This window comes from Bradyrhizobium oligotrophicum, from assembly GCF_051168495.1.
GTDB classification, from domain to species: domain Bacteria; phylum Pseudomonadota; class Alphaproteobacteria; order Rhizobiales; family Xanthobacteraceae; genus Bradyrhizobium; species Bradyrhizobium oligotrophicum_A.
Map to the genome: position 1 here is coordinate 60,438 of NZ_JBNPVB010000021.1, position 11,845 is coordinate 72,282.

Annotated in this window: 13 protein-coding genes; 12 read left to right on the forward strand and 1 reads right to left on the reverse strand. The window is 65.2% G+C overall.

The features are described 5' to 3' along the window. Positions 1-126 precede the first annotated feature (126 nt). From ACQR1B_RS30145 to ACQR1B_RS30160, 4 genes are all read left to right on the forward strand, one after another. A complete protein-coding gene (locus tag ACQR1B_RS30145; protein WP_434836360.1) occupies positions 127-669 on the forward strand; it encodes a phage tail protein in 543 nt (180 codons plus the stop codon). Positions 670-804: 135 nt separating this feature from the next. Continuing rightward, entirely contained in the window at positions 805-1,332 is a 528-nt protein-coding gene (locus ACQR1B_RS30150) for a phage tail protein (protein WP_434836298.1), read from the forward strand. 63 nt (positions 1,333-1,395) lie between these two features. Further along, positions 1,396-1,944, forward strand: a complete 549-nt coding sequence (locus ACQR1B_RS30155) for a phage tail protein (RefSeq protein ID WP_434836299.1) — start codon at positions 1,396-1,398, stop codon at positions 1,942-1,944. An 18-nt stretch (positions 1,945-1,962) separates the two neighbouring features. Continuing rightward, positions 1,963-2,481 carry a GNAT family N-acetyltransferase gene (locus ACQR1B_RS30160; RefSeq protein ID WP_434836300.1) on the forward strand — a complete coding sequence of 173 codons (519 nt, stop codon included), beginning with the start codon at positions 1,963-1,965 and terminating at the stop codon, positions 2,479-2,481. A 12-nt stretch (positions 2,482-2,493) separates the two neighbouring features. Here the strand turns inward: ACQR1B_RS30160 and ACQR1B_RS30165 are convergent, their stop codons facing one another. Then, positions 2,494-3,450, reverse strand: coding sequence for an alpha/beta fold hydrolase (locus tag ACQR1B_RS30165; RefSeq protein WP_434836301.1), 957 nt, complete (start codon positions 3,448-3,450; stop codon positions 2,494-2,496). A gap of 170 nt (positions 3,451-3,620) precedes the next feature. Between ACQR1B_RS30165 and ACQR1B_RS30170 the strand changes: the two genes are divergently transcribed. The 8 genes from ACQR1B_RS30170 (at position 3,621) to ACQR1B_RS30205 (ending at position 11,806) form a co-directional block, all read left to right on the forward strand. Beyond that, positions 3,621-4,871: a D-alanyl-D-alanine carboxypeptidase family protein gene (locus ACQR1B_RS30170; RefSeq protein ID WP_434836302.1), complete on the forward strand. Its 1,251-nt coding sequence runs from the start codon at positions 3,621-3,623 to the stop codon at positions 4,869-4,871. 4 nt (positions 4,872-4,875) lie between these two features. After that, entirely contained in the window at positions 4,876-5,556 is a 681-nt protein-coding gene (tmk, locus tag ACQR1B_RS30175) for a dTMP kinase (protein ID WP_434836303.1), read from the forward strand. Next, positions 5,553-6,593 (forward strand): DNA polymerase III subunit delta', encoded by a 1,041-nt coding sequence (locus ACQR1B_RS30180; protein ID WP_434836304.1) that lies wholly within the window; start codon positions 5,553-5,555, stop codon positions 6,591-6,593. The genes tmk and ACQR1B_RS30180 overlap by 4 nt, the downstream gene beginning before the upstream one ends. 70 nt (positions 6,594-6,663) lie before the next feature. Beyond that, complete coding sequence (gene metG / locus ACQR1B_RS30185) at positions 6,664-8,757, forward strand: methionine--tRNA ligase (protein ID WP_434836305.1); 2,094 nt, start codon at positions 6,664-6,666, stop codon at positions 8,755-8,757. Continuing rightward, the gene (locus ACQR1B_RS30190; protein WP_434836306.1) at positions 8,757-9,548 is read left to right on the forward strand and encodes a TatD family hydrolase; all 792 of its coding nucleotides are present in this window, start codon (positions 8,757-8,759) and stop codon (positions 9,546-9,548) included. Before metG ends, ACQR1B_RS30190 begins: the two co-directional genes overlap by 1 nt. Next, positions 9,545-10,342: an MBL fold metallo-hydrolase gene (locus ACQR1B_RS30195; RefSeq protein WP_434836307.1), complete on the forward strand. Its 798-nt coding sequence runs from the start codon at positions 9,545-9,547 to the stop codon at positions 10,340-10,342. The genes ACQR1B_RS30190 and ACQR1B_RS30195 overlap by 4 nt, the downstream gene beginning before the upstream one ends. A gap of 176 nt (positions 10,343-10,518) precedes the next feature. After that, complete coding sequence (locus tag ACQR1B_RS30200) at positions 10,519-11,148, forward strand: antibiotic biosynthesis monooxygenase family protein (protein WP_434836308.1); 630 nt, start codon at positions 10,519-10,521, stop codon at positions 11,146-11,148. 154 nt (positions 11,149-11,302) lie between these two features. Beyond that, entirely contained in the window at positions 11,303-11,806 is a 504-nt protein-coding gene (locus ACQR1B_RS30205) for a hypothetical protein (RefSeq protein ID WP_434836309.1), read from the forward strand. The last annotated feature ends 39 nt before the right edge of the window (positions 11,807-11,845 follow it).

Genomic DNA, 11,845 nt, shown 5'->3' on the forward strand with positions numbered 1-11,845 from the left:
GTTTCAGTTCCACCCACTAACAATCCTGGCGAGCATATGCATCGTAATGCACTGCGTTTTAATCGATCGCGCGTCGATATTCCGCGCTTCAATGACAAGGCGATCCATCGCTGGAAGAGGGGGAGCATGCCGTTACAACCCATCCTGGGTCAGATCATGCCCTTTGCCGGCACGACGGTGCCGAAGGGATGGGCGCCGTGCAACGGCGCCCTCCTGGCCATTCAGACCAATCAGGCGCTGTTTTCATTGCTCGGCACGTATTACGGCGGTGATGGGATCAGGACGTTCGGGCTGCCCGACTTGCGCGGCCGCGCGATTCTCGGATCCAGCGGCAGTGGTGGCAATTTTCCTGCCGGCATGACCAGCGGCACGGTTTCAGTGACCCTGAACGCGCAGCAGCTTCCGAGCCATAACCACATGGTTCAGGCATCGACAGCGCAGGGAGCGGGACGCGGTGCGGCGGCGACCAACAATCTGTTCGGAACCAACACCATCCCGCCAGCCAGTCCAAAAATGATTTTCCTGACTGCAGGCAGCGCCGAGGTGCCGCTGGCGCCGGGCACGAATGTCCTCGATCAAGGCGGCAATCAAGCTCACAACAACATGCAGCCCTATCTCGTCATCAACTACATGATTGCGCTCAACGGCGTCTATCCATCCCGCGACTGAGATTCCGGCTGCGAGGCGCCCAGCTTCGGCCAACCGCTTTCAATTCGAGTTTCTTCCAGGACTGCGCTTCGCGAGAGGCGCATCATTCTTTGAACTGCTTTGCTGTCAATTGATGCTTTGAAAGGGACCGCAGCGATGTCAGACCCCTTTATCGGCGAAATTCGGCTGTTCGGGTTCCCACGGATTCCGGATGGCTGGCTGGCCTGCAACGGACAAAGCCTGCCGATCTCGCAATACGACACGCTCTATGCCATCATCGGCACGACCTATGGCGGCGATGGCGTGCAGACCTTCAATGCCCCCGATTTGCGCGGCCGCGTGCCGATCGGCCAGGGGCAGGGGCCGGCTCTGCCGCTCTATGTGCTCGGCGAAATTGCGGGCGAGGATGGACATGTCCTGATCGCCAACGAAATGCCGGTGCACGGCCACGCGCTGATGTCGTCGACCGCCACAGCAGAGACGTCGGCGCCGAGCGCGACGGTTCATCTGGCGACGGCGTCATCCGGAAATCTCTACGCGCCGGCAGCGGACGCCGCGCCGTACGAGACGATGGCCGCTTGCGTCGCATTGGCGGGCAACAATTTCCCACACAACAACATCATGCCGACGGTCGTCGGCAACTACTGCATCTGTTACCTCGGCATCTTTCCGTCCGCGGGCTGATCACGCCTCCCGCCCATTCATATCGATCGATTTCGCGCTTCAGTGGATTTGAGGAGAGATTCCGTGTCAGACCCGTATATCGGCGAAATCCAGGCCTTTCCGTTTACCTTTGCCGCCCAGGGCTTCAACCAGGCCTGGCTGCCCTGTTTCGGCCAGTTGCTGCCGATCCAGCGGTTCACGCCTTTGTTCGCCTTGATCGGCACCTATTACGGCGGCAATGGCACGAGCAATTTTCAGCTGCCCAATCTGAGCGGCAGCGTCACCAACGGTCAAGGCGACGGTCCGGGCCTCGAGCCGCGCGTCATCGGCGAATCGATCGGGAGCAGCACGGTCGGCCTGGTCACCAGCGAGATGGCGGCCCACACCCACGGCCTGCAGCTGGGGAGCAAGACGGCGGCAAATGCGGCGCCCGGTCCTGGAACGGCCGGAAGCATGGCCGCCATCGATCCGACCTTCAATGGCTTCGTGCCGCTGCCGAGCACCACCACTTTTGCACCGAACGCAATGACGTTGACCGGGCAGGGGCTGCCGCACGACAATACGCAGCCGACCCAGGCGCTGATCTGGTGCATCGCCTATGCTGGGATCTTCCCGTCGTTCAACAACTCCTGACCGTTGGGTTCGGTCGGCATGACGACGATCGAATCCGAGATCGTCTCAAGCGACGCCCGATTGCGCCTGAGGCTCGCCGGGATCGCGGACGAGCCGTTCCTGCGCGACCTCTTCAAATCCGTCAAAGGCGCACAACTCGTCACGGGCGGTCTGCCTCCGGCGATGCTCGAGCTCGTGCTCGCGCAGCAATACCACGCGCAGGTCGCGGGCTACGCAGCGCAGTGTCCCGAGGCCCGATCGCTGATCATCCTGCGCGACGGTGCACCGGTCGGACGTCTGCTGCTCGATCGCGGGGCGTCGCGATGGCACGTGGTGGATCTCGCGCTATTGCCGGGTGCCCGCAACGCGGGCGTCGGACGCGAGATCATGCAGGCGGTCGCCGCGGCGGCGCGGGAGCAGGGTGCAGAGGTGCTCTCGCTCGCAGTCGCGACGGCGAATGAAGACGCGGCGCGATTCTACGCCCGGCTGGGATTCCTGGATGTCACCGACGGTGCGACCGCGTCGCATCGCAAGATGGAGCTGGCGCTCGCACGCTGAGCTCCATCCGACTCAGGGGCGAGCAGGCGCCACCTCGCGCAGGAACGCAATCAGGGCCGCATTCACCTCGTCAGCGCATTCCTGCTGGATCCAGTGCCCGGCGCCATCAATGATCAGCTTGCGCCTCAGATCCGGCAGCACGCGCTCCATCTCCTGAACGCGCTTGGCACCGATCAGCCCGGTCACGACCGCGTCCTCGCTGCCCGCGATGAACAGCGACGGCTGCCGGATCGGCGCGTCCTGCCAGGGCGCGGTGAGCTCCCAGTTGCGATCGATGTTGCGGTACCAGTTCAGGCCGCCGCGAAAGCCGGAGACGCGATAGGCCGCAATGAACTCGGCGAGATCGGCCTCGCTCAGCCATGCAGGCAGAGGCAGGTCGGGGTTTGCGGCGCCGAGGAAGCCGTTGCCGGGTGCGACGAACAGCGCCTGCGGATCGGAGAAGCCGCGCGCCAGCATCGTGCGCATCGTCAGTGCGACGTCGCGCTCGAACTCGGCCTCGGCGAGGCCCGGCGTTTGAAAATACTGCCAGTAGAAATTCTCGATGCCGCCGGCCCTCAGCGTGTCGAGCGGACGGCAACGGCCGCGAAACGGCGGCGGGACGCTCAAGCCTGCGACGGCCGTGAACATGTCCGGGCGGAACAGCGCCGCATGCCAGGCCACCGGCGCGCCCCAGTCGTGACCGATGATGACCGCCTGACGCTCGCCGAGCGCCGTGACCAGCGCCACCATGTCGCCGACGATGTCGAAGATCGAATAGGCGGCGACGTCGTCAGGCGCCTGCGACCGGCCGAAGCCGCGCATGTCCGGCGCCACGACGCGATGGCCGGCCGCGGCAAGGGCCGGAATCTGGTGCCGCCACGAATAGGACAGTTCGGGCCAGCCGTGGCACAGCACCACGAGCGGCCCTTCGCCCTGTTCGCGCACGAACAGCTCGACGCCATTGGCCTTGACGATCCGTGTCGATGCCACCCCTTCCCCCTCGATGTCTCGATTTTGATTGTCCGTCCCGCTGTATCGCACCGCGCGCCGGGCCGTGCAAATCACGGGACAGCCGCTCCATCCGCAGGACTGCCGTGTTGTTTGGACACCGGGCAGCTGCTAGATTCCGTGCGCGCTCCAGAGCTTAGCCGATGGATTTCATGACCTACCCGTTCCGTCGCTCCGGTTTCACCTCCGGACGGGCGACGCGCGCATTCGTTGTCCTGACAGCCGTGATTGCTCTCGGCTGGAGCGGGCTGTTGTATGCGGCCAACCAGAGCGTCCAGGGCGCGCGCAAGGACGACGGCGGCTTCGACGGCGACGCGCCGACTGCCATCCTGATGGAGGCGACCAGCGGTAGCGTGCTGTTCGAGAAGAACGCGGACGAGCTGCGCGCGCCCTCCAGCATGATGAAGCTGATGACCGCGGAGGTGGTGTTCAACGCGGTCAAAGAGGGCACGATCAAGCTCAACGACGAATACCGGATCAGCGAGAACGCCTGGCGCAGGGGCGGGGCGCCCTCAGGCGGCTCGACCATGTTCGCAGCCCTCAACAGCAAGGTGTCGGTCAGCGATCTCCTGCACGGCGCCATCATCCAGAGCGGCAACGACGCCTGCATCGCGCTCGCGGAAGGCATGGCCGGCAACGAGAAGATCTTCGCCGCCGAGCACATGACCAAGCGCGCCCGCGAGCTCGGCCTGACCAAATCGACCTTCGCCAATTCCAACGGGCTGCCCGACCCGGGCAACAAGATGACGGTGCGCGAGCTGGCGATGCTCGCCCGGCATATCATCCTGGATTTTCCGGAGTTCTATAAGATCTTCGGAGAGAAGGAATTCACCTGGAACAAGATCCGGCAGCAGAACCGCAATCCGCTGCTGAACGCGATGGAAGGCGCCGACGGGCTCAAGACCGGCTTCACCAAGGACGGCGGCTACGGCATGGTCGGCTCGGCCGTGCAGAACGGCACCCGGCTGATCGTCGTCGTCAACGGCCTGGAGGATGCGGAGGATCGCGCCACCGAGGCCAAGAAGATGCTGGAGTGGGGCTACCGCAATTTCGAGACCCGCACTCTGTTCGCCGCCGACCAGACGCTGGGCTATGCCAAGGTGTTCGGCGGCGAGAGCCGCTCGGTCAAGCTGACGAGCCCGGTTCCCGTCAAGGTCATGGTCCAGAAGAACGGTGGTGACAAGCTGATCGCGCGCATCGTCTACAGCGGCCCGGTCAAGGCGCCGATCGAGCCAGGTCAGAAGGTCGGGATTGTCAGGGTCTGGCGCGGCCCCAATATCGCCATGGAGGCCCCCGTCTATGCTGCGGAGGCGGTGGGCACGGGGTCCACGATGCGGCGCGCGATCGATGGGGCCAGCGAGCTCGTGATCGGGATGTTCCGCGCCGGGGCCGAGAAGCTCTAGAGACATGGCGGATTTAGCTTTGAAACGTGGTCCTGGCCGCGGCCGGTTCGTCACCTTCGAGGGCGGCGAGGGTGCCGGAAAATCCACGCAAATCAAGATGTTGGCGGACCATCTGGAGAAAGAGGGCGTGCGCGTCGTGCTGACCCGCGAGCCCGGCGGATCACCGGGCGCCGAGATCATGCGCCACCTCGTCCTCTCCGGCATGGGCAAGCTGCTCGGCGCCGAGGCCGAGACCCTGCTGTTCGCGGCCGCCCGCGACGACCATGTGCGCAGCGTGATTCTGCCGGCGCTGAACCAGGGCAGTTGGGTATTGTGCGACCGCTTCTTCGATTCGACCCGGGCCTATCAGGGCAGCCAGGGCAAGGTTGCGCCCGACGTGCTCAATGCGATGCAGCGGGTCACGATCGGCGATCTCAAGCCGGATCTGACCCTCATTCTGGACGTGCCCGTCGAGGTCGGCCTGCAGCGCGCGGCGGCGCGGCGCGGCACTGGAACTCCGGACCGGTTCGAGGGCGAAGACATCAAGTTCCACAAGGGCCTGCGCGACGCCTTTCACAAGATCGCCGCCGAGGATCCCGGACGCTGCGTGCTGATCGACGCGACGGCCGGCGCGGAAACGGTGTCGCATATCGTCTGGGACGCCGTGCGCGAGCGGCTGTTCACGGCCGTGGCGGCGGCGTCATGAGCGCGCGCAAGGTCGAGCCCGAGATCGCGGTCCGTCCCCCGCGCGAGACCACCGCTCTGTTCGGACACCACGAGGCCGAGGCGGCGCTGCTGGCAGCCTATCGCAGTGGACGGATGGCGCATGCCTGGCTGATCGGCGGCCCGCAGGGCATCGGCAAGGCGACGTTGGCTTATCGCATGGCGCGCTTCGTCCTGGCCAACCGCGATCCTGCCTCCGACTCGGTGCGCGCCGCCGATTCGCTGTACGTCGATGCGGACGACCACGTCGCCCGATTGATCGCGTCCGAGGCCCATGGCGGGCTGCTGACCCTGGAGCGGTCCGCCAACGACAAAGGCGTGCTGCGCACCGTCATCACCGTGGACGAGACCCGCGAGACGATCTCGTTCTTCGGCTCGACCGCGGCGGTCGAGGGCTGGCGCGTCTGTATCGTCGACACCGTCGACGAGCTCAATCCCAACGCCGCCAATGCGCTGCTGAAGATTCTGGAGGAGCCACCGCAGCAATCGCTGTTCCTGCTGGTCAGCCACGCACCGGCGCGGGTGCTAGCCACCATCAAGTCGCGCTGCCGCAGGCTGGCGCTGCGGGCGCTGTCGACAGACGACGTCATCAGCGCGGCGGCGGAGGCGGCTGGCATGGGGGCCGCCGATCCGGCACTGCGAGAGGCGGCCAAGGCGTCCGAGGGCAGCGTCGCGCGCACCCTGATGCTGATGGGCGGCGACGGCCTGCAACTGCAGACCCGGACGGCGGCGCTACTCGCCACCCTGCCGCGGATCGACGCGAGCGAGCTGCATGCCCTGGGCGACGCGCTCGGCACCAGCGATCGGGTCGCGCTGGCGAGCTTCCTCGACAGTATCGAGCGCTGGGTGGCGGAGCGGCTCCGGGCCGCGGATCCCAATGCGGAACTGCCGCGCCTTGCACGGCTGGCGGAGGTATGGGAAAAGATCGTTCGCGCCGCGCGCGACACCGAATCCTATAATCTGGAACGAAAACCGCTGGTTTTCTCGGTGTTCGGGATGCTCGCCGAAGCCACGCGCTGACCGCGCCGACCATCATCCCGGGATCGCCAGGATCAATCCGTCGACCGACGTCGTCAAAGAGGAATTTGCCGTGGCCAAGGCCAGCAAGACAACCGTGAAGAAGGGCAAGCCCGCAGGCAAGGGCGCCGCAAGGAAGGCCGCCGCCAAGGCACCGAAGAAGGCCCCCGCGAAGGCAAAGGCCACCGCCAAGGCGACGTCCGCGAAGGACAAAGACGCCAAGGCCAAAGCGAAAGCAAAGGCCGCCAAGTCCAAGACGGCGCCGGCGAAGGCCAAGAGCAAATCCCCGGCCGCGAAGGCGACGAAGAAAGTCGCGAAGGGTGCCGCCAAGAAGGCTGTGAAGGCGCCTGCCAAGAAGGCCGCCGCGAAGCCCGCAGCGCCCCCGGCCAAGACGTCCGCCAAGCCGGCAACAACGAAAAAGCCCGCCGCTACGAAACAGCCGGCCGCGCCGGCCGTCGTCGAAACGCCGAAGCCGCCGCGTGCCGCGAAGCCCAAGGCGCCGCGCAAGCCGAAGGTCGAGGCGGCTGTGGTTCTTGATGTCGAGGTTCTCGACGTCGAGGTCGCCGAGGTCGAGGTGCCCGAAGTTGAGGAAGCTGCAACTCCCATCGCAGCCGAGCCGGTGGATCAGAATACGTTCTATGTCACTACCGCGATCGCCTATCCCAATGGCAATCCGCATATCGGCCACGCCTATGAGGCGATCGCGACCGACGCCATCGCGCGCTTCGCGCGGCTCGACGGCAAGGACGTGTACTTCCTGACCGGCACCGACGAGCACGGCCTGAAGATGGTGCAGACCGCGCAGAACGAGGGATTGACGCCGGGCGAGCTCGCCACGCGCAATGCCGGCCGCTTCCGCGACATGGACGAGCGGCTGAACGTCTCGTTCGACCGCTTCATCCGCACCACCGAGCCTGCGCATCACCGCTCGGTCCAGGCGATCTGGAACCGCATGCGCGAGAACGGCGACATCTATGCCGACAGCTACGCCGGCTGGTACTCGGTGCGCGACGAGGCCTATTACGCCGAGGACGAGACGGTCGTCGGCGAAGACAACGTTCGCCGGGGACCGCAGGGCACGCCGGTCGAATGGGTCGAGGAGAAGAGCTATTTCTTCCGCCTATCCGCCTACCAGGACAAGCTGCTCTCGCTCTATGAGAATCAGCCGGATTTCATCGGCCCGGACGCGCGGCGCAACGAGATCATCAGCTTCGTCAGGGGCGGGCTCAAGGACCTCTCGATCTCGCGCACCACCTTCGACTGGGGCGTGCGGGTGCCCCATGACGACGAGCACGTGATGTATGTCTGGGTCGACGCGCTGACCAACTACATCACCGGCGTCGGCTTCCCCGACGAAGACGATGCCAATTGGAAGTACTGGCCGGCCGACGTCCACGTCATCGGCAAGGACATCATCCGCTTCCACGCGGTGTACTGGCCGGCATTCCTGATGTCGGCGGGCGTGCCGGTGCCGAAGCGCGTCTACGCCCACGGCTTCCTGTTCAACCGGGGCGAGAAGATGTCGAAATCGGTCGGCAACGTCGTGGACCCCTTCAATCTCGCCGACCAGTATGGCGTCGACCAGCTGCGCTATTTCTTCCTGCGCGAGGTGCCGTTCGGCCAGGACGGCAACTACAATCACGAGGCCATCGTCGCCCGCATCAATGCCGATCTCGCCAACGACCTCGGCAATCTCGCGCAGCGCTCGCTGTCGATGATCGCCAAGCAGCTCGGAGGCGTGCTGCCCGAGCCCGGCGAGTTCTCGGCGAACGACAAGGCGATGTTGGCGGAGGCCGACGCCATGATCGGTGCCGCGCGAAAAGCCATGGCGACCCAGCAGATCCACCAATGGCTCAACGCCGTGTGGTCTGTCGTGGCGGAGGCCAACCGCTATTTCGCGGGCGAGGCGCCGTGGGCGCTCGCCAAGACCGATCCGAAGCGCCAGCACACGGTGCTCTACGTCACCGCCGAGGTGATCCGGCAGGTCGCGATCCTGACCCAGCCGGTGATGCCCACGGCTTCCGCGAAGCTGCTGGACAGCCTCGGCATCCCCGCGGACGAGCGGAGCTTTGCGCAACTCGGTGGCGAGGTGAGGATCGCGCCCGGCACGCAGCTGCCGGCGCCGCAGGCGGTGTTCCCGCGCTACATCGAGCCGACGGCGGCGTGATGCTGGTCGACAGTCACTGCCACCTGGATTTTCCGGATTTTGCCGAGGATCTGGACGGCATCGTCGCACGCGCCGCCGCCGCCGGCGTCGGCCGCCTGGTGACGATCTCGACGCGGGTGCGGCGGCTGCCGGAGCTGCTCGCCATCGCCGAGCGGTTCGACAACGTCTACTGCTCGGTCGGCACCCATCCGCACAACGCGGACGAGGAGGACGGCATCACCGCCGAGGAACTGATCGCACTGACCAAACATCCCAAGGTCGTTGCGCTCGGCGAGGCCGGGCTGGACAATTTCTACGACCACGGTTCCAAGGACGCGCAGGAGCGCGGGTTCCGCGCGCATATCGCGGCCGCCCGCGAGACCGGTCTGCCACTGGTGATCCACACCCGCGAGGCCGACGAGCAGTGCGGCCGCATCCTCGACGAGGAGATGGCGCGCGGTCCTTTCAAGGCCGTGCTGCATTGCTACACCGGCGGACGCGAGCTGGCGATGAAGGCGATCGATCTCGGACTGCACATCTCGTTCACCGGCATCGTGACCTTCAAGAAGTCGGACACCCTGCGTGCGCTGGCTGCCGAGGTGCCGGCAGACCGGATCATGGTCGAGACCGACGCGCCGTATCTCGCGCCCGGCAAATTCCGCGGCAAGCGCAACGAGCCGGCCTATGTGGTGGAGACCGCCAAGGTGCTGGCGGAAACCCGCGGCGTGTCGTTCGAGGAGTTCTCGCGCCAGACCACAGAGACCTTCTTCAAGCTGTTCTCCAAGGTGCCGCGATCCGAGGTGCTGGCATGACCTTGACGCTCACCATCCTCGGCTGCGGCTCCTCGGCGGGCGTGCCGCGCCCGGCGCTCGGATGGGGCGCCTGCGATCCGAACAACCCCAGGAATCGCCGGCGGCGCTGCTCGCTGCTGGCCGAGCGCCGCGGCGCGCATGGCGTCACTCGCGTCGTGATCGACACCTCGCCCGACCTGCGTGAGCAGCTAATCGACACGAATGTCGATCACATCGACGCGGTGTTCCTGACGCATGAGCATGCCGACCAGACCCATGGCATCGACGATCTGCGCTCGGTGGTGATGCATCAGAGGCGGCGCATTCCGGTCTACCTGAACCAGTCGACCGCCAAGGACATCATGCACCGGTTCTCCTATTGCTTCATCTCGCCACCCGGCAGCGACTATCCACCGATCCTGACCCAGCATGCGATCGAGGCCGGCGAGACCCAGGCGGTGGAAGGCAAGGGCGGCGAGCTCGAGCTGACGGCATTCCTGGTCCAGCACGGCAACATCCCCGCGCTCGGCTATCGCATCGGCAACGCCGCCTACACGCCGGATCTCAACGACATTCCGGAAGAGAGCTGGGGCGCGCTGGAGGATCTCGACCTCTGGATCGTCGACGGCCTGCGCCCGGCGTCGCATCCGAGCCATTTCTCGGTCAACGACGCCCTCGCCTGGATCGAGCGATTCAAGCCGAGGCGCGCCGTCATCACCAACATGACCGCCGATCTCGACTACGAGGTGCTGCGCCAGAGCCTGCCCACCGGCGTGGTGCCGGCGTTTGACGGGATGCGGCTGGAGATCGGGTAGGGTGGGCAAAGGCGATGCCGCGCTCTCTCCTCACGCGAGATCGCAATGGCGCCGTGCCCACCATCTTGCCGAGGAATTGACCGCGCGACGGTGGGCACGCGTCGCCTGACGGTGCCGCTTTGCCCACCCTACGCAGCAATTGGATCCGTGCCGAGCTAACCAGGAGCAGCCTTGCCATGATGTCGCTGTTCTTCGAGGTCGAGGTCAAGCCGGGCCGGCTCGACCAATATCTGCAGCTCGCCGCCGCGCTGCGGCCTGATCTCGACGCGCTCGGCGGCTGCCTGTTCCTCGATCGCTTCAGGAGCCTGTCGCGCGACAATCTGATCCTGTCCTACCAGATCTGGCAGGACGAGGGCGCCCTGGCCGCGTGGCGGGTGCACGCCCATCACCACGACATCCAGACCCTCGGCCGCGACAAGGTGTTCTCCGACTATCGCCTGCGCGTGGCGGAGCTGGTCCATGAGGTGAGGCCGGGGCAGGCGGCCTGGCAGCCGGAGCGGCGCGGCACGTACAATGATCCGAAGCGCCGAGCGCCGACGTATGTGCTGGTGCTGGAGACCGCAGCGCCGCAGCTGAATACTTTAACGGGCCTCGCGGTTGAGAGCTTTTCAAGCGTGTATCGCGAGAGCCGCTACGCGCATCTCGTCGCGCTGCCGGACGAGGCCACCGGTGTGACACTGAGCACTCAACTGCTATCCGAACGCAGCGCCGACAACATCCGCGTCGTTGAAGTCGCCAGAGACTACGGCATGTACGACCGCCGCGAAGCGCCGCAGTATTATCCGGAGAAGAGCAGGGGCGACTGATTCATGGTTCGCCTTTCCCTGGCAATCGATCGCCGCCGCCCGTCTACCGAATTTCGGTGAATCAGGACCGGCGAGCCCAAGGCATGCATGATCGACGATGACAATGCCCAACAGAGAACTGGTTCTGGACACACCTCGCGGAAGAGTGAGGGTGTTGGATGAGCCGACCTACACGTTTGGATCGACCGACAATTTGCGTCGGTACGAAAGTGAAATCCGTCTGGATGACTCCAAACCTTATTCGATCCACGGGGTCAGTATCGACGAGAAGTGGTCGGTCGTTTTCGGCGCGGGTGGAGGGCCGACGACCGTACATCAACATTCTGCCGTCGAATTCGACGATCGGTTGTTCCTTGCAGTCGGCAACCAGATGGTGTGCCTCGACCTGCAGATCGCGAAGATGGAATGGTCATTGGAGGTCGATTGGGCGTCGTGTTTCGGCGTGTATTGGGACGACCGGCATCGCGCGCTGATATCTCACGGCGAACTCCAAATCTCCCGATTATCCCTCAGAGGGGAAACGATCTGGGCCACAGACGGTCGTGATATTTTCACCGGGGGGTTTCAGTGCCTGCCTACGGCGATTGAAGTGATCGACTTCAATCACGAGGTTTATCTGCTGGACTACCTGACGGGCAGGGTGTTGAACCGGCGATAGGCCGCGCTGGTCGAGACCGATCCCTTCGCCACGCCATCC